Genomic DNA, 20,831 nt, shown 5'->3' with positions numbered 1-20,831 from the left:
GTCTCCTTCGACAGACTGTGAGAGGTCCTTCGAAGAATCACGCGGTGGCCGTCCTCGTCCCTGGACCGACACACCCTGCGCGGGTCAGCCAGGGTCAGGTCGAGTCGGTGGTCGTACACCACTCTGGTGGACTCAACTCCGGTTCAGGGCGCCGGCGAGTCGACGGATGCCGGCTTTCGCGGCCGCCGCGACGTCACCGGCGAGATCGGTGGACAGGAACTCCAGCACCTCCAGATCACTGGTCTGTTCGGCCAGCGAGCGGCGTACCCGCGGCGACGGATGCGTGGCCAGGGCATCCGAGCAGTCCTGGCATCGCTCCGCCCCGGGCGGCACCTGGTTGTGGCAGGGGCGCCAGCAGGTTCGGCACCGCCCGGGTTGGTGCAGGGTCTGGTGCCGGTCCTGCTGCGCGGGGAACCAGGATCGGCACCGCGGCATTGCGTTCAGGCTCCCCTGGCCAGGTCGACCACCCGCCGGACCCGGGCGACCGCCTCGTCCGTCAGCGCGGCCACGGCCGCCACCGTCGCCTTGGCCGCCGCGATGTCCACGACCGGCCGTCGGCGGTCGACCGCGCCCAGTTCGGACAATGCGGTCCACAGGTTCAAGGCTCGACGCCGCTCCATGAACGCGACCTCGGCCATCTGGTCGCCGCGTTCCATTTCCCGCAGGGCCAGGACGTCCTCCAGCGAGGCGGTCGCGGCACGGGGGGGTGGTCAGCACCGCCGCTGTCAGCGCTGCGAGTTCCACCCCGGACCCGAGGGCTGTCGCGAGCAGGCGCAGGTCATCCGGGTCGGCCGCGGCCAGCGACCGAGACCGCTCGACCGCCCGACGGATCAGGGCTCGTTCGGCACGCTGCCGATGACGGCCGGGTCGACGGTCCTGCCGATCGTCGCCATCGTCTCGGGCAGGTTCAACCGCGTCGTCGTTGCGGGTGTCACGACCCTGCTGGCCGGACGGTGCCGCAGGGTCGTCGGGCGGACCGGGGGCCAAATCGGGGAAGTCGAATCCTCCCGGGTGGTCGCCAACCATCTCCGGGGTCGGCTCGATCAGGACATCGGTCATGCCGTCGATCAGTCGCAAACTCTCTACCGCATCATTGCTTCCTTCGCCACCCTGGTTCCACGACTTCACCAGAGTGCGATCGAGCTATGCACCTACACATCGCTGCGGCAGAGGTAGGTATTGTCCCTGCCCGCCTTACCGCCGCGGCCACGTTCCCGGACTGGATGGTCGCCCCGGTGGCACAGCTTGGCCCAGGACACCAGATGGTCTTAAGTGGGGAAGCAGGCGATTTCGAGCCCGATCTCGGCGATGATGATCTGTGCTGCCTGTGGGGCGACCCCCGGGGTCTGGTCGAGCCAGGGGATGACGGCCAACGGGCGTTCGCCGCCCGCAGGATCCTGGCTCTGATCGGTGGAGTTGAGGGCGGCGGAAGGGAGTTGGGTGGTGAGTTCGTCGATACGGACACTGACGTGATCGATCTGCCCGGACAGTGCGTCGTAGCTGTCCAAAAAGCATCCGGGCCAGTTCAGCGTGGTATTTGTCGAAGCGGCCGGTGAGTGCCTGGACGAGCGCGGCACGTTTGCTACGCATCTGGCCAACGCCATGCCGGCGCGTACTTCGGGTTTCGTTCGCCAGCGATCAGTGTCTCGATCATCGAGCGGCCCGAGGTGCCGACGATGATGCACGAGTGGCAAAGCAAGGGGCTCGTGGACAGCCTGCGCGTCGCCGGGGGTTCCGACCCTGCTCGGCCGCCGTGACGACCACGCGACGGATCGGAGGGGGAATGAAGCACCAGCACGACGTGGACGCTGCCTCGAGGCCGGTGTCGTCACCCATCTGACTGACCCGCAGAGGATCGGGCCAGCTGCAGTAGTCGCCGACTGACCAGACCCAACTCAATGACCAATCCGCCATGCGATATGGCAGTGCAAACCGCCGCAGCAACGGGCGTATCGATGGATTGCTACAGTTCGCATGTTGGATGTTGGTGGACCAGTTGCAAACCGTGGGGGGAAAGATGTGGGGTCGACGAAGAGCGCGTGAGCGAAACAGAGCGGCGTTTGAGGACGACTTAGTCGCGCGAACACGCGCTTTGAAGTCCGAGGTAGAGGCGGTCATGAAGCGTCAGTCACGACTATCTGCCGATCAGGTTCAATCCGACATTCTCGAATTTTTCAAATATTCTCTACCTTCTCTACCTTCGAGCGGGCTCGCTGCGCTCGCGACTATCGACATCGCAAAGTTGGGCATCCAGATTGCAACCCTTACGAAAAATTGGCCCGGTGTCTGCCAGTCAGGCGTCGCACTGGCGGCTTCAGTGGTCGCTGTGCGTCAACAGTGGGAAGGTGTAAACGACAAGCTTGAACGGGAACTTGGACGCTGCGTTGGGCCGCACTTGGACCAATTCATCTTCGCCCTGACACAAGTCACTGAGGCATGCCACGTCGGCATTCAATGCGACATGCTACTCGATGGCGGCTTTGTGGGTCGGCAAATCCTCCAGACCGCAAACCCTGAAGCACAAGAAGTCTGGGATTGGGCCACCGGATTGGTCGCGAACGGCAGTGCAGATCTCTCGGACGATGAATTGCGCGCGAAGATTGCCGAGGGCGCCTGGTTGTCTGTGCGACAGCGGATCGATCTCGATCCAAGTGCCGCGGTAGAGACCATCATGACGTGGGGGCGACAAGTCCTCGAGGTTATGAGTTCCGCACCTCCTCTCCCACTGGTGTCGGGTGGCCAGAATTCAGCTTGGACAGCAATGCTGAACACTGTGGAGATGGCCCAAGGACTTGAGCCTCAGCTAAGAGTGCCGTTCGCGACCGTCACGGGAAGCCTAACGCCTCTTGCCGCATGCGAGTCTGGACGTGACATCATCTATCTGATTGCCGGCTTCGCAGCGGGAGCTGCCGTACGGTACTTTGGTGGTCAAGAATACAGAAAGCCGCCGGAATCGCTGCAAATTCCCGGTGCCAGCGTCGAATTTGCTCGTCAAGTCGACGGGATCCTTGCCAGTGTCGGGAAACTTCCTCCTGAAGATCTAGTTGGCCGATCGGCGCTTATCGATCATGCTCGATCTATCGTTGGCGCGCAAGTATTCGAGCCGATTCTTGAAGAATGGCCGGACATCGAGAAGCCGGTATTCATTCCCGTCGGCGAGATGCAGACAATTCCGATATCCGCAGCATTGTTCCGTGGGCGGAGCCTTAACGCTCAGCTAGACGCAACGATCGCTCCCAACGCTGCGGCCGTTCTTGTCGCCGCGGGCGGCCGCTCGAAGGAGACAGGCCGAGTGGCAACTGTGATGGCCGACCCTGCCAATGGGGAGATAGCGATTCCGTGGGTGGTAGCGGAAGCGACACAGGTCGCAGCCGTGTATGCACAGCGACCCGACCTGATCGTTCAATATGAAGGTTCGAGTGGATTCCCACAGACGGGCGATCGATCAACGCTCACGGCGAAGCCGCTTGTAAATGCTACCTCGGACCACGTTCTTGCGCAAATCGAGGACGCACAGATCGTTCACCTCGCCTGTCACGGCTATTTGCCGAAGGGCGAGGGCCTTCCTGGTCTCCTCTTGCACGGGAACCTAACCTTCGATGCGCTCGAGCACCACAGGTTTGCCGATGGTGCGACCGTCGTGCTCTCAGCATGCTCAGTTGGTCGATCCATCAGCGAAGCGCCATTCGCTCAGCTAGGATTCCCGGCCATGCTTCTTTCTGCTGGGGCTTGCGAAGTGGTTGCATCCGCCCAACCGCTTCTTGATTGCAGGCAGACCGTCGACCTAATGGTGTCGCTACATGAGTATCTGCGTGACGGGGCCAGTGCCAGCCGGGCGCTCGCCCAAGCGATCAAGGATTCCGAAAGCCATGGTGTTCCCTCCGCTGTGTGGGGATCTCTCGAAGTCTACGGCGCTCGCCCGAAGTAGCATCAAGGCTACGCCGATTCGATCAGATTGTAACGCCACAGGAGCAGATAGTGAACATCTTTGAGGGAAGCTTCGCGGTCGCCGTCTTCATTATTATCGCATTGCCTGGGCTCATCTATGCTGCCGTCCGAAAGTGGGCCCGCGGCGAGGGGCCGGAGGATCGGGATTTCGGACGTTCGATAGCGCGTGGCGCGGTGTTTGCCGTCGGTCTTACCACAATTTATGTACTCGCTTGCGGCGAGTCATTGGAGTCCGGTATAGTCTCGGGGACTGATGCGGACACTCTTGCTATCGGCGACCCCCGCGGTCTGGCAAGGAATGTCCTCTTTCTCTATATTATTCTGCCTTTCCTAGTCTCCCTTGCGCTGAATTATCGGCATTTGACTTGGCAGGCCTATGGCCAATCGCGGCGGCTTCGGTATCTGCGGTCGAGGCATGGCTATTCTGACACTCCTACCGCCTGGGATCACGCCATCAAGAGGCAGCAGTCGTCGTGGGTGAAGGTCCGGAAGCCCAACGGGGTTTGGGCGGGTGGCTGGTTCACTAAAGGATCGTTCGCATCGTCATATCCGGAGTCGAGAGGTCTCTATATCGATCAACAGTACTTGATGTCCGATGAGGGCGACTTTCTCAGGCCGATCCCACAGTCAAGCATATTTCTGACCGTCTCGGACGATGATATAGTCATTTGGGTTGGGGAAGATACGCCATGAGTTCGAGAGATGGGAGCCTCCCTTGAGTGACCGTAGCCCCGATACGCGACCCAGAAGCCCCGACCGATCGCACGAGCGCGGCATCGAACCGGCTGTGTACAAGCCACCACCACCGCCACCACCGCCGGTACCCAAGAGCGGAATTGGAGAATGGATGCCTCCAGCGGTTCGTTGATTCCCCACAAACCGATCGGGCCCGACCAGCCTTGATCTTGGAAGGCGGCCTGCTGATCGAGTGCCAGTCTGACGGTGGTTTCAGGGAAAAGTGTTCCAATGCAACGTGGCTGATTGGCTGAGTGTCAGCGCGATACCGCCGGGAGACTGCCGCTCACTTGTGTCGCCCGACTGGTCCCATGAGGATGATCGCGGTCGCGGCGGTGAACATCATCGCCGCGACGACCGGCCGGGCTGCGCATCTCACTCCGGCCCCTTGGCCGGGCATCGCTCGCCCGTGTCGGCGTGCGGTGTGAAGCGATGGTTCTCGGCCGAGCCTGCGCATCGTGGGCAGCAGGCGGCGACCTGACCGGATCGACTCGCTGTGCACTCGGCGAAACCTGTTCCGCAGAAGGCGCAGTCACCACCGAACACGCGCGGCGGATGCCCGGCCGATTCCAGCACCAGGTAGCCCATCGTCGGCCCGGTCAGTCGTCGTTGTCGTGCGGGAGACCGAGATCCACCACGTGTCGGATCACCCGGGACTTGCGGGTCGCACCCGACTTGGACTGGAAGGACTCGGTTTCCACCCAGACCAGCACGCGGTGGCCGAGCAGTCGTGTCGCCCGCCATCGTGAAGGGACCACCTGAGCCGGACTTCTGCCAGAGTCATGGGACCACCTGTCTTGCCAGTCATGGGACCACCGGCGTGTCATGACGCCGGCCGTTCGGGGCGCTTGTTCGATCTCCACGTCCTGTTGCCAGGCGTGGAGGTCCAGTGGCGTTCCGGGAGGTCGACGTGGTGGAGATCCGTGAGGTCCTGCGTGGGTGGCTTGACGGGGGTGGGTTACGCACGATCGCCGAACGCGCCGGGGTGGACCGCAAGACCGCCCGTCGGTACGTCCAAGCGGCGCAGGCCGCCGGCCTGGTCCGGGACGCCGGCCCGGGAGCGCTGGGCGACGATCTGATCGGCGCCGTGGTCGAGCAGGTCCGGCCGGCCCGCCCGAACGGTCACGGTGCCGCCTGGGAGGCACTGACCGGCCGCCGGGCGGAGATCGCCGGGTGGGTCGCCGGCGGCACATCGCTGGTCAAGATCGAGGATCTGCTGGCCCGGTCGGGCACGGTGGTGCCGTACCGCACGTTGCACCGGTTCGCCACGGCCGAGTGCGGGTTCCGGCCCCGCCGGAGCACGGTCCGGGTGTTGGACGGCGATCCCGGGGTGGAGTGTCAGATCGATTTCGCCCAGATGGGTTTCATCGTCGATGCGGAGTCCGGACGGCGGCGCAAGGTGCACGCGTTGATCCTGACCGCGGTGTACTCCCGGCACATGTTCGTGCACCTGTCGTACGGGCAGACGCTGGCCGACGTGATCGCCGGCTGCGACGCGGCCTGGACCTACTTCGGGGGCGTGTTCAAGGTCCTGATCTCGGACAACCTCAAACCCGTCGTGATCGACGCGGACCCGGTCAACCCACGGTTCTCGGTAGGCTGGCTCGACTACTCCCAGCATGTCGGGTTCGGCACCGACCCGGCGAGAGTCCGCTCCCCGCAGGACAAACCACGGGTCGAGCGGATCGTGCAGTATGTCCGGGGAAACTTCTTCGACGGGGAGAACTTCACCAGCCTCGACCAGGCGCAGGCGGCGGCGCGGCGGTGGTGCACGGACCGGGCCGGGATGCGGATCCACGGAACGATCGCGGCACGGCCTCTGGAGGTGTTCACCGAGCACGAGGCATCGCTGTTGTTGCCGGTCCCGGCGGTCTATGACGTGCCGCTGTTCCGGTCGGTCAAGGTCCACCGGGACCATCACGTCGAGATCGGCAAGGCCCTGTACTCGATGCCGTCGGAGTACATCGGGTCGCAGGTCCAGGCTCGGGCGGACGCGCAACTGGTCAAGTTGTTCTACCGGGGCCGGCTGGTCAAGACCCACCCGCGGCAGCGGCCCGGCGGCCGGCACACCGACCCGGACGACCTGCCGAGCGAGCGGGTCGGGTACGCGATGCGCGATCTGGAACGGTTGCAACGCAACGCCGACCAGCACGGCTGGCACATCGGCATCTACGTGTTCCGGCTGCTGGACGACCCTTTGCCGTGGACCCGGATGCGGGCGGTCTATCGGCTGCTGCACCTGGTCCGCCGCTACGACCCGGCGGCCGTGGACGCGGCCTGTCGCACCGCCCTGGACCTGGACGTCATCTCGGTCACCAAGATCTCGGCGATGCTCGCCAAGGCCCTGGAATCGACCCTGCCGGAGCTGCCCGCGGCCGCGGGCGGGCCGACCGGCCGGTTCGCCCGCGACCCGTCCGAGTTCACCCCGGCCGGCCGCCGCCGGCTGCACGCCGTCCCGGACCTCACCCCGACCACGGAGACCACCCGATGACCACGACCCCGCACACTGTCCCGGGGTCACCGTTGGCCGCCGGGCCGGTCGATCCGGTCGGCGCCGACCTGCTGTCGCTGCTGCGCACCCTGAAGCTGTCCGGGATGAAAGACACACTCCCGGAACGACTGTCGCTGGCCAAGAGCCGGCAGCTGAGCCACCACCAGTTCCTGGAACAACTGCTGTCCGACGAGGTGTCCCGCCGCGAGGCCCGGTCGGCTGCCGGCCGGGCCGCCCGCGCTGGGCTGCTCCCGTTGATGCGGCTGGACACCTGGACCGAACCGCCGGATCTGATCTACGACCGGCAACTGCTCTCCGACCTGACCACCCTGCGGTTCGTCGGGACGGCCCGGCTGCGGGTCGACGACGACCTGCTGATCACCGATGCCGCGTCCGACACCGACGGGTTCGCCCACGGGTTCGCCCGCTTGGCCGGCTACCGGATGATCGACGGCGAGTTGCACGCGCATATCGAACCGGTCGAACAGACCGACCGGCGGCGGGCGGAGTCGGTCGACACGTCAGGCGTGGCGCTGCTGACCCGGCTGGCCGGGGCCGGCGGCACTGCGCTGCTGTCGGCCAAGCCCTACCTGCGGTCGGCGTCGAAGGCCTACTTCGGTCCGCGGTGGAGCGCGGGCCGCGTGCCCACCGACCGCCGGGTGACCCGCGCGGTTCCGCTGGACGTCCTGCTGGCCGGGGCGTGAGCGCCGCACACGACCGCCGCATGAACATCGAGCGTCCAGCGATCCAGGAACCGGTCACGCCGACTCCGGATCAGCAGCGGGCGCTGGCCCGATGGCGGGCACTGGCCCTGGACCACATGCCCTACATGGCTTCGATGCTGTTCGCTCTTCACTGCTGCAATTTCGGCGGAGTCGACTCTTTCGCAGTGGACCGGCGGATGCGGCTGTACGTCAACTTCGCCGCGCTGGCCGAAGACCCGGAAACCTGGACGGACAGCATGTGTGCGCAGGCATTGCTGCACGAGTGCTGCCACTTGTTCCACGAGCACGCCGAACGAGCCGCGGACGCCGGCGTCGGCCCCGACGACCGGGACCATTGGAACAGCGCCGCCGACGCGGAGATCAACGACGACCTGCGAGACGCGGGCTGCGCCGAACTGGCCGCCTACGGGATCCTCCCCGCCGCTCTCGGCCAGCCCGACCATCGGTGCGCGGAGGTCTATTACGCGGCAGCCTCGCCCTCGCCGGCTCAACCGCCCGGAACGGGCGCACCGGGCGACCGACAGCGCGGCGCGACCGGCGGCGAGCCGTACCCGGGATGCGGCCCGGGCGCCGGCGGCGGACCGATCCCCGGCGCCCCCTCCGACCGCGACGACGCCGCCGACGGCGGACCGGCAGGCACCGGCGTGGGACCGATCGAACGACGCCGCGTCCGGATCGCCACTGCAGCATCCATCCGCGACTATGCGGCCATTCGAGGCCGTGGCAGCATCCCCGCGGGCCTTCACGAACGGGCCACCGACACCCTGGCCCCGCCGACAGTGCCATGGCAGCAGGTGCTCCGCGCCGACCTGTCCGCCGCCACCACCCGCCGACGCGGCAACACGGACGCCGACTGGACCCGGCAGTCCCGACGCAGGCGCAACATCAGACTCGGCGCCGGACGCGTCATCTACCCGGGCACCTATTCTCCGCAACCGCGGATCGCGGCCGTCCGCGACACCTCCGGGTCGATGTCGGCGTCCGATCTTGCCGCGGTCACCGCCGAGATCGTCGGCATTGCCGCCGCGCTGGGCATTCGAGGGCGCGACCTGCGGGTACTGGACGTGGACGCCGCCGTGCACGAGGTCGTCGACTACCAGGGCGCGGTTTCGATCAGCCACGTCCGCGGGCGTGGCGGCACCGACATGCGCGTCGGCATCCGCGCCGCGCTGAGCCTGCGACCCGCGCCGAGCGCCGTGGTCGTGCTCACCGACGGTGAAACCCCCTGGCCCGACCAGCCGACACGGGTGCCGGTCATCGCGGCAATCGTCGCCGGTCGAACCACCCAGCCACCGAACTGGGTCCGCACCGTCCGAATCGACCCGCCGCCAAGACCGATCCGACAGGAATAGCGACAACAAACGCGCGATTCCCTGTCGGGCACCGTTCAAAGTCCCGCTTTGACCGATGAACCGTCCCAGTTCCTCGCAGCGCTGAGCGGCGGCCCAGGCAACGCCGGCGCCGGCTTCTTGCCACCGGAACGCGAATCGGCCCGGCATCGCTGCCGGGCCGACGGAGTTTCGCAGCGGAGAATCAGTGAGCGGCCTCGAATGCATCGACCACGGTATTCGAGATACGTCCACGCTCGGACACCTCGTACCCGTTCTCCTTCGCCCACTGCCGGACCGCCTGGGTCTGCTCGCGGTCGGAACGCCCTACGCGCTTGGCCGTCTGGCGTGACCGGCGGGAGTGCACAGGCGCGCCGACCGGGCGCGCCGACTCCAGGAACTTCGCCAGGACCGATTCGAGTTCCTCGCGATGCTCGGCGTTCAAGTCGATCTCGAACTGGAAATTGCCAAGTCCGAACGCACAGGTCACCACGTCGTCGGTGGAGCCATCGATATCGTCCACCAAAGTGGTGACGGTTTGAGTAGCCATAACCGCATGGTACGGGAACAAACGCGGACCGGGAAACGAGTTCCCCGACACGGTTATTGGAACCAGAAGTCGGACACCACGGACAGTCTGCACCAACCAGCCACCCGAAAGAACCGTCGAAGCCTTTGGGTCGCCGCCCCGGACCGCGCACGGCAGCGATATGACCAATCATGATCATCCGGTCCACCTGCGCGTCCTGGCCGCCGCTGTCCGGGCCAACGTCCCGGTGCTGGCCTGGGGAGAGCCAGGGGCGGGCAAGAGCGCCACCATGCACCAGCTCGGCGCAGCCTGGGGCCGGCACGTCGAAACCGTCGTCGGCTCCATCCGCGACGCCGCCGACATCTCCGGGCTGCCCATCGAGATCGACGGCGTCGTCCGCAACGCCCCCGTCGACTGGGCCGTCCGGTGCGCCGAAGCCGACCGTGCGCTGCTGTTCCTCGACGAGCTGACCACCTGCCCGCCGACAGTGATGAACGCCCTCCTGCGGGTCTGCCAGGAACGCGTCGTGGGCGACCTGCAACTGCCGGACTCGGTGGCGATCGTCGCCGCGGCGAACCCGCCCAGCATGGCGGTCAACGGGCAGGAACTGTCCGCGCCCATCGCCAACCGATTCCTGCACCTGGACTGGATCAGCGACCACCAGTCCTGGTGGGACGGCATGTTCACCGACTTCGCCGCCACCACCCAACCCGCGATGACCGACCTGATCGGGCGACACCACGACGACGGCGCGCTGCGGGCCCGGTCCGAAGTGGTCGCCTTCACCCGCGCCCACCGCAGCCTGATCCACCAGATGCCCGTCACGGTCGTGGACGCCGGGAAGCCCTGGCCGTCGATGCGGTCCTGGCACAACGCCGCCCGGGTGCTGGGTGAACTTCCCCGCGACGACGTCGACGCCGCCGACCTCGCCGTCGCCGGATGCGTCGGACAGGGCGCGGCCACCCAATTCATCGGCTGGCGCGAGACCGCCTCCCTGTACGACCCGGTCGCCGTCCTGGACGACCCGGGCATCGTGGACTGGCGGCACCGCCCCGACGTGCTCTACGCCCTGCTCGGGTCCATCAGCGTGATGTGCCGCGCCGACGGCAGCCACCCGGCGCGGTGGGACGACGCCGTCGCCGTCATGGTCGCCGCCGGACGGGCCGACCGAGCCGACCTGGCCGCCGCCACCATCCGCACCCTGCTGGCCGGCCGCCCGAAGGGACACCAGATCCCCGACGCCGCCCGCCGGGTGTTCAGCGACCTGTTCACCGCCTCCGGCCGCTGGTCCAGCAACGCCGCCTGACCGCCCGAGAGCCTCCGTCCGATAACCGGTTCCGTGCTGCGGGTAAGGCCAGGGCGGCCGCGCACGACCGCAGCGACCCCGGGATCCACCGAGCATCAGGGAGCGCCGTCATGCAGATCGACACCTCGGCCGCCGTCGACGTCACCAACTCGCTGGGCGTCGAGTCCACCACGATGACCCTGGACCCGCAGGGGATGGCGCACCTGACCCAGGTGCTGACCAACCTGTACGCCGACAAGCACCTGGCCGTGCTGCGCGAGTACTCCACCAACGCCCTGGACGCGCACGTCGCCGCCGGAACGACCGCCTCGATCGAGGTCACCCTGCCCACCGCGTTGAACCCGACCCTGGTCGTCACCGACCACGGCGTCGGCCTGTCCCGGGACGAGATCGTCAACGTCTACGCCCGTTACGGCGCGTCCACCAAACGATCCACCGACACCCAGATCGGATCGTTCGGGTTGGGCGCCAAGTCGGCGTTCACGATCGGCGGCCAGTTCGTCGTCACCGCCACCAAAGGTGGGCGACGCACCGTCGCGGTGTTCGCGCTGGACAACCACGGCGTCGGCACCGTCAACATCCTCGCCGAGACCGACACCTCGGACACCAACGGTGTCACCGTGTCCATCGCGGTCACCGACCATCGCCGGATGCAGGACGCCGCCACCGGTTTCTTCCGCTCCTGGCGGCCAGGCACCGTCCTGGTCGACGGCCAGCAGCCCGAATCCCTCTACACGGATGGGCTGTGGCTCGGCACCGATGTGCTGCACACCCGCCGGGGCGGGATCACCGTCGTCATGGGCAGTGTCGCCTACCCGCTCCCGACCTCGGCGGTCCACGCCGTGCGCGACCGGACCGGCGGACCCTGGCAGACCCACGATGGACGGCCCGGGTTGACGGTGCTCAACAGCCTGGCTTCTGCATAGTGGCTCCCGACCCTCGATGGTCCTGGCGACGGCGACGAGGAGTCGACCAAGTTTGGTATTCGGTGCTTCACCGAGCTACGCAACCGCGGCGTGCGGGATGTGTTCTTCGTGGTCTGCGACGGCCGGAAAGGGTCGCCCGTACGTGGGAGTGGAACAGGCCTCCCGCCGCAGCACCGCGGACATCTCCTGGTGCGGCGCTGCTTCGTAATCGGCGACGATCCGCGCATTATACTCGGCGGTGAGCGTCCGCCGCGCTTGCCGTGGAGCCAAATCAATCGGCTAGAACTGCCCACCGCTCGGGTCCTACAAGTCATCCCCGATCGTCGGAGTGCCTCAGGTACGGCTGACAGAGAGAGCATGGGTGGACCGACCCCATGATAAGCAGGTTCATTTGCGCCACTCCTGAACCGAACCCCGATCTGCTATTTGTTGAAGCGAACGAACATTCAACGCGGCCTCTGGCTGGTCTCGCAGACCTCCGGTTGGGGAGCGCGCGCTGACAAAAGGTCAATCAGGGCCGCGGCGTCAACCCCAGAAACGTCGACGGTCTGGGGCCGGAGCGCGTGGAGGCGAGCCGATCGTTCCTGGTCGAAGAGGTTCACGATCGCGAGCGGCGGAAGCTCGTCGAGCGCGCGTTCCCAGTTTGACCGCATCTGCTCCTCAGGGAGCATGCATAGCAAGATGTCTGCGCCAGATTGCCGTAGCGAGCCAAGGAGATCATCTGAGGCCGGTAGTCGGGCGCAAATTTCGAACAAACCACCGGGCCGCGCGAGCAGGTCTGTGACGATGTCGTCGACAAGCTTGCTCAGTCCCACCATAGCGACCCTGGTCGGTCGCAGTTGCTGGCCATCGTCTGCAACCGTACCTGCCGCCGGCGTCCCTTCGGAGGTCTTGGGCCGTGCCACAGGCACAGTGTGGGCTCAACGGTCCTCCGTTCCAATAGGCCGAAGGATTCATGTCGCGCTGGACTAGGGCCCGGTCGGTCTATTGCCGGATTTGCCCCTTCGTGTTGAGGTTGTCGGCGAGGCGAGATGCACTCCTCGACATGCGGACCGGCCCATAGGAACTGGATTGATCGGATGGAACCACGTCTGGATCTCGACCAAACGGCCAACCCGGTCGATCCGATCGGACTGTTCATCGTTACCCCGATCAAGCTTTACCGCGACGGGTTGGCGCATTTCCTATCCACCGTCGACCGGATACGGGTGCTGGGCACCGCCACAGACGATCAGGCGGCCACCGAACGCGCCGTCGGCCTGTCCCCCGAAGTAATCCTGCTGGACATGGCGGCGCGCAACGGTCGGGAGTTGGCTTCGGCCCTCAGATCGCGGCTGCCGGGCACCGCCATCGTGGCCCTTGCGGTGCCAGACTCCACCGGCCACGTCGCCGATTGTGCCGAGGCGGGGATCTGCGGCTACGTGTCCCGCGACGGTTCCCTACAGGATCTGGTAGCCGCTGTCATCCTCGCCCATAAGGGCGAGGCCGCCTGCTCGCCGCGAGTCACCGCCGAGTTGTTCCTTCGCATCGCACAGTTGGCTGACCGGTCGGCTCAGCCACCCCTAACCGACACCGGGGTATGGGGCCTGACGGCGCGAGAAACGGAGGTGATCGCCCTGATCAGCGCGGGAATGTCGAACCAACAAATCGCAAGAAGATTGACGATCGAACTCGCCACGGTGAAGAACCACGTTCATTCGATTCTGGACAAGGTCGGCGTCCGGTCCCGGGGCGAGGCGGTCGCCCGGCTCCGCCACACCGACGCGCCCGTCGCTTCCAGGGCCAGTAAAACGGCGGCTGCGCAGAACCATCCGGACCAGCTGACGCGTGCGCCGGGCCGGTAGTGTGGCGGGTTCCGGTCGGGTCGCTAGATCCAAGATGGGCCCGGAGATTCATTGCCGCCGAAGCGAGCTTGGCGGCAGGGTCGTTCCATGGCTGGGTTCGGCGCGATTGCTGCGACATGTGCCGCGATTCGTTCGCTCCTGACCAACGTGACACCGACGAGCGGTCACGACCCCGCCCCCGACATCAGAACCTCCCGGTTCGGCCGATCGCGACTTCACACAGAGGCCGCCGACCTCATGCGGAATACTGACATTCCCCCTCCGAGCGGGTTTATGCACCGACATCGCGTACTCACCGCGACCGCTGGACGGGAGGTGTGCCCGCATATTGACTCGATCGGCCCACGGACTCAGAAGATCCTCGGCTTGGCGATCCGACCGGCGACGGAACCTCCGGTGACGCTCGCCGGATTTCCGAGCACCATCGCTGCTAGGCCGATCGTGGGTCCCACAATCGGCTTCACATATCTCCGGGTCCCGCCGGCCAGCTCGTCAAAGGCGATGAGCCCGGGGACCGAGCCCTCCCTGGTGATCGTCGGAGTAGACGACCGGGCGTGCGACGCCGGTTCCAAGTGGCAGTTGATCCAACATCCCGAGATGGTCCGGTTCGCGATCTGGCCGGACGCCCGCCGAGCCTGGATCCATGAGCCAACGCCAATAGCACGGTCCCACGCCGTCCGGCTCGAGTCGTGACCGTCGAGGACCGGCCAAGGGTGACGGCGATCATGCCCACCCGAGACCGGCGGAGCTTCGTCGAGAATGCGCTGCGCTGTTTCGCGCATCAGGACTACCCGAACAGCGAACTGATCGTTGTCGACGATGGAGACGATCCCGTCGCCGACCTCGTTCCGGCGGGTGACCCTCGGATCAATTACTTACGGCCGGATGGAGCTCGGTCGATCGGAGCCAAACGCAACCTGGCTTGCGAACGGGCCACGGGCGAAATCATCGCGCACTGGGACGACGATGACTGGTCGGCACCAAGCCGCCTGCGAGAGCAGGTTTCTGCGATACTCCGGACGGGATCCGACCTTTGTGGACTCGCCCAGGTGCTGCACTACCGGCCGCTGCGTGGTGATGCCTGGCGGCCTGGCCCATCGGTGGTCAGCGGGGCGTCCCTGGTCTACCGGCGGGAAGCGTGGCTGACGACTGGATTCGACGACATTAACCGCGGCGAGGACAGCTCGTTCTTGGGCCGTTTTCCGGCGGATCGCCGGTTGATCCTGCCGGGTGCAGGATTGATGATCGTAATCGAACATGGTCAGAACGTCTCGGGACGCAGCATCGGCGCGCCGTCCTGGCAGCCCGTGCCGCTGGACGAGATCGGCGCACTGCTCGGCGACGACCGCGCCTTCTACACCGGTTTGCGGAGCGGCTCCATGGCCCCTGCGCTGCCCCGGACCGGCACCGGTACTGGCATCACGGTGGCTGCCTCCTTCGACGTGTTCTCCGGCTACGGCGGCACCGCCGGGTACTTGGCTCTGTCGTTGGCCCGGTCCGGCGCGCTGGTCAGCGCGGTTCCCCTCGGCGAGGCCCCCGACGGGCTCAGTCCCGAACTGCTGAACATGATCGACAGACCGGAGGCCACCGACGATCAACCGACGGTGTATCACTCGTGGCTGCGTCCGGACATCCAACGGTTCTTTGACAACCACGAACTGTTCGTCTCGACCATGTGGGAGGCCGATCGCCTTCCGCCTTCGTGGATCCCACCACTCCAGCGGGCGCGGGCGGTGATTGTCCCGTCGACGTTTGTGGCCCGGACTTGCCGGGCAAGCGGAGTGAACCAACCAGTTGTGGTGGTGCCGCTCGGCGTCGACCCGGACGTCTACTACGACCGACCCCGGCCGGATCGCCCCGCTCCGGTGACCCTGATCGTGGCACCAGTCGACGACCGGAAGCACACCCGTCTGGGCATCGCGGCGTGGAAGGCGGCCTTCCTCAACGATCCCGACGCCCGGTTGGTGATCAAGACGACCTACGGATACCACAACTACGTCCCGGACGACCCGCGGATCACCTACGTCGACCGGATCGAGCCCGGCCGCGGCATCGCCGGCTACTACCACAACGCCGACGTCCTGCTCGCGATCGGCAACGAGGGCTTCGGACTGCCTCTTGTCGAGGGTATGGCGAGCGGCCTGCCAGTCGTAGCGCTGGATGCGGAGGGCCAGCACGACGTCTGCCGGGAAGCAGGGGATCTCGTGCTCGCTGTGCCGGCCACGGGGCTTGAACCACACGCCCACCATGTGGTCGGCGCGGCCGGCCGACGATCGGTCCCGGACTTCGAGGCCGTGGTGCGCCAGTTGCGCTGGGTGGCCGACCATCCGGGCGAAGCCCGCAACCTCGGGCGGGAAGCATCCGAATGGGTTGTCGAGAACCGGAACATATGGTCGCTCGGTCCCGGCGTGCTCGACGCCGTCGACCGCACGTCGCTGCGATCCCGGTCGCCGGTTCGGGCACGCACCATGTGGATCCCCACTTTGGGCAACGCATGTGGAATCGCCGAGACAACCGCGCGCCTGCTCAGAAACCTGCCGTCGGTCCGACGTCGGGCCGAAGAGCCGGATCCGACAGGACCGGGGACAGTGCACGTGCAGCACGAACCGTCCATCATCGACGAGCTGCGGTTGGAAGGATTCGCGGCCCGCGCCAGCCGCGGCCGAACCGCGGTCGTGGTGACCGAACACTCGGTGTTTGACCACCCGGCCGCGTGGGAGCGTGTGGTCGACGCTCTCGTCACCACCACGCAGGCCGGGGCCGGCCGCCTCCGGCGGCGGTACCCGCACAAGCGAGTGGAGGTCATCCCACTCGGCTGCGAAACCTGGAACATGCCACGAAAGTCCGCGCGAGGTCGCACGATCGGCTTCTTCGGGTTCCCCGGACGGCACAAGAGGCTCGACCTGCTGGCCGCCGCCGCTCGCACCCTGCCGCGGTGCGAGGTGCTCCTGTATGCGCATCACACCGGTCGAATTCCACCGGCCATCGCCGATTGGCCGCCGGACCTCCCGCTGCGGTGGGAGCGGGGCTGGCTGCCGACACCGCAGATCGCGGCCCGACTGGCTGCCGAAACGGACGTCCTGGTCTTCCCGTACGACGAAGTCGCGCACTGTTCGGCCAGTTCGGCGGCCCTGCTCGCCCTGTCGACCGGGGTCCCTGTGCTCACCTCGGACACCACCTGGTTTGCCGACCTTGGGCCGGCCGTGCAGCGCGCGACACCCGGGGTTGAGGCCTTGGCCCAGAGTCTGGATCGGCTGCTCAACGACGACGAGCTGCGGAACCGGACGACCGACGCGGCTCGGGCGCACTGCGACGCCAACTCGTGGAGTCGGGTTGCGGCCCGCCACGTCGATCTGTGGAACTCGATCGAAACTGCCTGAAGGAGAAGCAATGCCGACCGCACCCACGTATCCCGGTTTGTACGTCCAAGAAATTCCGAGCGGCGTGCACCCGATCGCCGGCGTGAGCACATCGGACACCGCCTTCGTCGACTACTTCCCGCAGGGACCGGTCGGCGTCGCCACAAGGGTGGCCGGCTTCGACAGCTTCCTACGCCAATTCGGCCCGCTGCTGGACAGCGGCAGCCCGGCGGGTTACGCCGTCATGCAGTTCTTCCTCAACGGTGGTCAAGTCGCCTGGATCGTCCGCGTGGTTTCACACACCGCCGAGCCCGCCGGCCGAACGCTGACTGCCGGATACTCGCCCAGCAACACGCTAGTCGTCTCGGCAATCAATCCGGGCACGTGGGGCCAGCGGTTGCAGGTCGGTGTCGACTGGGAGACCCCCGCCCCAGGCACTCAATTCAACCTGGTCGTGCGCCGACTGGACCAGATAGGCGGCCGGACTGTGGTCACCGCATCGGAGGTGCACCGGAACCTGACCATGGCCGTCGGCGACCCGCACTACGTGGTCGCAGTCGTATCCGCTGCCTCGACGCTGATCTTGGTCAAAGAGGCCGCGGGCGGCCTCGGCCAGCCACCCCAACCGACAGGCAGCAACCTCACGCGCGCCGGGACGATCAACGACGTGACCCGCGATGCCAACGCGCTTGGCTTCCTCGCCCTGGAGAACGGCGTCGACGGTTCGGCGATTGGGGCGACCGACTTGACCAGTGCATTGGACGCCCTAGTCCGGATCGCTCCTGCAGTGGTGAATCTTCTGTGCATACCCGCCGCCGCGACACTCGACGGATCTTCTGTTGCAGCGACACCTCAGCTTGCCTCGGTCGCCGGCGCAGTCGCCTCATTCTGCGACCAGAACCGGTGCTTCTATCTGATGGACATTCCTCCAGGGGTCGACACCACGACCAGGATGATCAACTGGCTCGGTGCCAACCCGTCGATCCGGGACCGGAACGCGGCGGTGACGTTCCCACGGCTGCGGATCGTCGATCCGGACCCTCTCCGCAACGGCGCAATGCGCGACATTGGCAGCAGCGGCACCCTGGCCGGCGTGTACGCCCGCACCGACTCCGCCCGCGGTATCTGGAAGGCGCCGGCGGGTACCGCGACCCAACTCCGAGGGATCGCCGGACCGGCCGGAACCCCCCTCAACGACAGTGACAGCGCCCAACTTAACCCGTTGGGCGTCAACGTCATTCGCACACTCCCGGTATACGGCACGGTCAACTGGGGTGCGCGCACTCTGTTCGGCGCCGATGTGATGACCAGCGAATGGGCCTACGTCCCGGTGCGTCGCACGGCGATGTACATCGAGGAGAGCCTGGCGCAGGGGCTGCGCTGGGTGGTGTTCGAACCCAATGACGAGCCCTTGTGGGCGCAGATCCGGCTCAACGTAGGCTCTTTCATGCAGTCGATGTTCCGTCAGGGCGCCTTCCAGGGCGCCACACCGCGGGAGGCCTACCTGGTCAAGTGCGACTCGGAAACCACCACGCAGGCCGACATCGACCGCGGCATCGTCAACATCCTGGTCGGATTTGCGCCGCTGAAGCCGGCCGAGTTCGTCTTCATCCAGCTGCAGCAGCTGACCCAGCCACCGGACCAGTGAGCCGGCCCGGGATCGACCGCGTCCGATCGGATCATCAGGGAGGTGGGCCGGCGTGGCCCAGTTCAGCGTGAACGCCCAGCGTTTCGACCCGTACCGGAACTTCAAGTTCCGGATCAAGTGGGACGGTCGCTACGTCGCCGGCATCAGCAAGGTCGGCGGTCTGAAACGAACCACCGAGGTGGTCAAGCACCGCGAGGGCGGCGATCCTAGCAGCAGCCGGAAGACGCCCGGCCGCACCGAGTACGACGCGGTCGTCCTGGAGCGTGGGATCACCCACGACCTGGAGTTCCACAACTGGACGAACAAGGTCTGGAACTACGGCGAGGGACTGGGCGCGGAGACCTCGCTGAAGGACTTCCGCAAGGACCTGATCCTGGAGATGTACAACGAGGCCGGTCAGCTCGTGGTGGCCTGGAAGCTCTATCGTGCCTGGGTCTCCGAGTACACCCCGCCCGAACTGGACGCGAACGCGAATGCGGTGGCGATCGAAAAGATCAAGATCGAGAACGAGGGTTTCGAGCGGGACGACCAGGTCGTCGAGCCGCTGGAACCGACGTTGGCCGGCTGACCGGGGTGCGGCCGGGTGATGATCGAGGCGGGAACCGTGCTGGCGGTGTGGGAGCGGGCGGCGACCCTGGTGGAGCCGGCGCGAGCGAGCGCGCTGGCCGCCGCCGCGGTCCGGATGCGGACGGGCCCTTCGGCCCCGGGCAACCCGGACGGTCCGGATGCGGACGGGCGGGCTCTTCGCCGACCGGCCGGTCGATCCCGCCGGATTCCCACCGGCGATCCGGGCACGGCCGCCGGGTGGGCGTTGGGCCGGCGGGATGCCGCGCTGCTGCGCCTGTACCGCGCCGTTCGCGGGCCGGTGGTCGAGGCCCTCGCGACCTGCTCGGCGTGCGACACGACGCTCGACGTGCGGCTGCCGGTCGCCGACCTGCTCATCGGCTACCCCGACCCCGACCCGGACCCCGACGGCGACCAGGATCCGGTCGGCGAGTTCGATCTGGGCGGAGCGACGGTCCGCGCCCGCTGCCCGACCACCACCGACCTGCAGGCGGTGGCGCAGCTGGCGAACGCGGACCAGGCCGCCCATGCCCTGATCGACCGGTGCGTCCAGTGGATCCACCGGCCGGGCGAGCCCGCGGGCGGATTGCCGTCGATGCTGACCCCGACGGAACGCGAGGCGCTGGGCGCTGCCCTGGAACGACTCGACCCGCTCGTCGACGTCAGGATCGACATCGCCTGCGGACACTGTGGCTCCGGCTGGTCGGCGCTGCTGGACGTGCCGTCCCTGGCCTGGGCGCAGGTGCACGGCCGGGCGCGCCGGCTGTTGCGCGAGGTCGACGTGCTGGCCGCCCGCTACGGCTGGTCGGAGGCCGACATCCTGGGCATGACGCAGGCCCGTCGTGACGCCTACCTGGACCTGGACTGACCCGATGGGCGGGCGTGAGCGGGCGAATCCCCCGGCACGGCCACCGGCCGTGAGTGACCTGTTCACCCGGCTGGCCGAGCGTGCCCTCGAGGAGAGGGGCTCCCTGATCGTCCCGGTCCCCGATCCCGGCACGGGTCACCGAGACGTCGACCCGGACGGGTTCGACGAGTCCACCGCACCCGCTCCCGTCGGCGGACCGGTCCCGCCCCCACCCGCCGCCGTCCCGCCGGCCGAGCGGTCGACGGCGGTCCTGGGGCCACCCGGGCCGACCGGTGCGCCCGGCATCGACGGGCGGAGCACCGCTGGCCGGATCCGCCTGGTGCCCGTCCCTCCGACCGTGCCGCCCGCCCTGCCGGTGGTGGCGCCGGACCCGACGACGCCCGCGCAGAGGGCAGCCCCCGACCACACCGCCAGCACCCGGAATCCGGGCCCGGCGTCGTGGCCGTCCGTGGACGTCGAGCCCTCGGACCGGGCGCGGGGGCGCGGGCGGCGCGGCCCCCCCCCCCGGGGGCGGGGGTTCGGCCCCCCCCCCGCGCCCCCGGCGCCCGCCCCCCGGCCCC

At 67.1% G+C, this 20,831-nt stretch carries 19 protein-coding genes and 1 pseudogene; 14 read left to right on the top strand and 6 right to left on the bottom strand.

What is annotated here, in order from left to right:
* Positions 1-132: 132 nt before the first annotated feature.
* The gene (locus ACOJUF_RS07010; protein ID WP_420121145.1) at positions 133-435 is read right to left on the bottom strand and encodes a hypothetical protein; all 303 of its coding nucleotides are present in this window, start codon (positions 433-435) and stop codon (positions 133-135) included.
* Between the two features lie 5 nt (positions 436-440).
* Positions 441-620: a hypothetical protein gene (locus ACOJUF_RS07005; protein ID WP_420121144.1), complete on the bottom strand. Its 180-nt coding sequence runs from the start codon at positions 618-620 to the stop codon at positions 441-443.
* Here ACOJUF_RS07005 and ACOJUF_RS07000 point away from each other — a divergent pair.
* Complete coding sequence (locus ACOJUF_RS07000; protein WP_420121143.1) at positions 619-1,176, top strand: hypothetical protein; 558 nt, start codon at positions 619-621, stop codon at positions 1,174-1,176. The genes ACOJUF_RS07005 and ACOJUF_RS07000 overlap by 2 nt on opposite strands.
* A 92-nt stretch (positions 1,177-1,268) precedes the next feature.
* On the opposite strand, the gene ACOJUF_RS06995 is transcribed toward ACOJUF_RS07000, so the two are convergent.
* Positions 1,269-1,508, bottom strand: coding sequence for a hypothetical protein (locus ACOJUF_RS06995; RefSeq protein WP_420121142.1), 240 nt, complete (start codon positions 1,506-1,508; stop codon positions 1,269-1,271).
* Positions 1,509-2,116: 608 nt separating this feature from the next.
* On the opposite strand from ACOJUF_RS06995, the gene ACOJUF_RS06990 reads away from it, so the two are divergent.
* A complete protein-coding gene (locus ACOJUF_RS06990; protein WP_420121141.1) occupies positions 2,117-3,928 on the top strand; it encodes a CHAT domain-containing protein in 1,812 nt (603 codons plus the stop codon).
* A gap of 50 nt (positions 3,929-3,978) precedes the next feature.
* A complete protein-coding gene (locus ACOJUF_RS06985; protein WP_420121140.1) occupies positions 3,979-4,641 on the top strand; it encodes a DUF6338 family protein in 663 nt (220 codons plus the stop codon).
* A gap of 641 nt (positions 4,642-5,282) precedes the next feature.
* On the opposite strand, the gene ACOJUF_RS06980 is transcribed toward ACOJUF_RS06985, so the two are convergent.
* Complete coding sequence (locus ACOJUF_RS06980; RefSeq protein WP_420121139.1) at positions 5,283-5,441, bottom strand: hypothetical protein; 159 nt, start codon at positions 5,439-5,441, stop codon at positions 5,283-5,285.
* Between the two features lie 131 nt (positions 5,442-5,572).
* On the opposite strand from ACOJUF_RS06980, the gene istA reads away from it, so the two are divergent.
* Genes istA through ACOJUF_RS06965 form a run of 3 tightly spaced genes read left to right on the top strand, consistent with a single transcriptional unit; the run spans position 5,573 to position 9,251 of the window.
* Positions 5,573-7,174, top strand: a complete 1,602-nt coding sequence (istA, locus tag ACOJUF_RS06975; RefSeq protein ID WP_420121138.1) for an IS21 family transposase — start codon at positions 5,573-5,575, stop codon at positions 7,172-7,174.
* The gene (locus ACOJUF_RS06970) at positions 7,171-7,878 is read left to right on the top strand and encodes an ATP-binding protein (protein ID WP_420121137.1); all 708 of its coding nucleotides are present in this window, start codon (positions 7,171-7,173) and stop codon (positions 7,876-7,878) included. Before istA ends, ACOJUF_RS06970 begins: the two co-directional genes overlap by 4 nt.
* Positions 7,800-9,251, top strand: a complete 1,452-nt coding sequence (locus tag ACOJUF_RS06965) for a DUF2201 family putative metallopeptidase (RefSeq protein WP_420121136.1) — start codon at positions 7,800-7,802, stop codon at positions 9,249-9,251. The genes ACOJUF_RS06970 and ACOJUF_RS06965 overlap by 79 nt, the downstream gene beginning before the upstream one ends.
* Positions 9,252-9,432: 181 nt before the next feature.
* On the opposite strand, the gene ACOJUF_RS06960 is transcribed toward ACOJUF_RS06965, so the two are convergent.
* The gene (locus tag ACOJUF_RS06960; RefSeq protein WP_420121135.1) at positions 9,433-9,777 is read right to left on the bottom strand and encodes a histone-like nucleoid-structuring protein Lsr2; all 345 of its coding nucleotides are present in this window, start codon (positions 9,775-9,777) and stop codon (positions 9,433-9,435) included.
* 160 nt (positions 9,778-9,937) lie between these two features.
* On the opposite strand from ACOJUF_RS06960, the gene ACOJUF_RS06955 reads away from it, so the two are divergent.
* From ACOJUF_RS06955 to ACOJUF_RS06945, 3 genes and pseudogenes are all read left to right on the top strand, one after another.
* A complete protein-coding gene (locus ACOJUF_RS06955) occupies positions 9,938-11,062 on the top strand; it encodes an AAA family ATPase (RefSeq protein WP_420121134.1) in 1,125 nt (374 codons plus the stop codon).
* Positions 11,063-11,172: 110 nt separating this feature from the next.
* Positions 11,173-11,988, top strand: coding sequence for an ATP-binding protein (locus tag ACOJUF_RS06950; protein WP_420121133.1), 816 nt, complete (start codon positions 11,173-11,175; stop codon positions 11,986-11,988).
* A gap of 24 nt (positions 11,989-12,012) precedes the next feature.
* Positions 12,013-12,126, top strand: a pseudogene (locus ACOJUF_RS06945) (transposase); the annotation flags it as partial.
* 308 nt (positions 12,127-12,434) lie between these two features.
* On the opposite strand, the gene ACOJUF_RS06940 reads toward ACOJUF_RS06945, so the two are convergent.
* The gene (locus ACOJUF_RS06940; protein WP_420121132.1) at positions 12,435-12,803 is read right to left on the bottom strand and encodes a hypothetical protein; all 369 of its coding nucleotides are present in this window, start codon (positions 12,801-12,803) and stop codon (positions 12,435-12,437) included.
* Between the two features lie 264 nt (positions 12,804-13,067).
* On the opposite strand from ACOJUF_RS06940, the gene ACOJUF_RS06935 reads away from it, so the two are divergent.
* The 5 genes from ACOJUF_RS06935 (at position 13,068) to ACOJUF_RS06915 (ending at position 20,271) form a co-directional block, all read left to right on the top strand.
* A complete protein-coding gene (locus ACOJUF_RS06935; RefSeq protein WP_420121131.1) occupies positions 13,068-13,832 on the top strand; it encodes a LuxR C-terminal-related transcriptional regulator in 765 nt (254 codons plus the stop codon).
* A gap of 689 nt (positions 13,833-14,521) precedes the next feature.
* Positions 14,522-17,212, top strand: a complete 2,691-nt coding sequence (locus ACOJUF_RS06930) for a glycosyltransferase (RefSeq protein ID WP_420121130.1) — start codon at positions 14,522-14,524, stop codon at positions 17,210-17,212.
* Between the two features lie 10 nt (positions 17,213-17,222).
* The gene (locus ACOJUF_RS06925; protein ID WP_420121129.1) at positions 17,223-18,839 is read left to right on the top strand and encodes a phage tail sheath family protein; all 1,617 of its coding nucleotides are present in this window, start codon (positions 17,223-17,225) and stop codon (positions 18,837-18,839) included.
* 52 nt (positions 18,840-18,891) lie between these two features.
* Positions 18,892-19,407 carry a phage tail protein gene (locus ACOJUF_RS06920; RefSeq protein WP_420121128.1) on the top strand — a complete coding sequence of 172 codons (516 nt, stop codon included), beginning with the start codon at positions 18,892-18,894 and terminating at the stop codon, positions 19,405-19,407.
* 18 nt (positions 19,408-19,425) lie between these two features.
* Positions 19,426-20,271, top strand: a complete 846-nt coding sequence (locus tag ACOJUF_RS06915) for a hypothetical protein (RefSeq protein ID WP_420121127.1) — start codon at positions 19,426-19,428, stop codon at positions 20,269-20,271.
* Positions 20,272-20,831 lie beyond the last annotated feature (560 nt).

Source organism: Nakamurella sp. (assembly GCF_048594475.1).
In the GTDB taxonomy this organism is placed as follows: domain Bacteria; phylum Actinomycetota; class Actinomycetes; order Mycobacteriales; family Nakamurellaceae; genus Nakamurella.
Note: the sequence above shows the minus strand (reverse complement) of the source record. Positions and strands in the feature narration are given on the sequence as shown.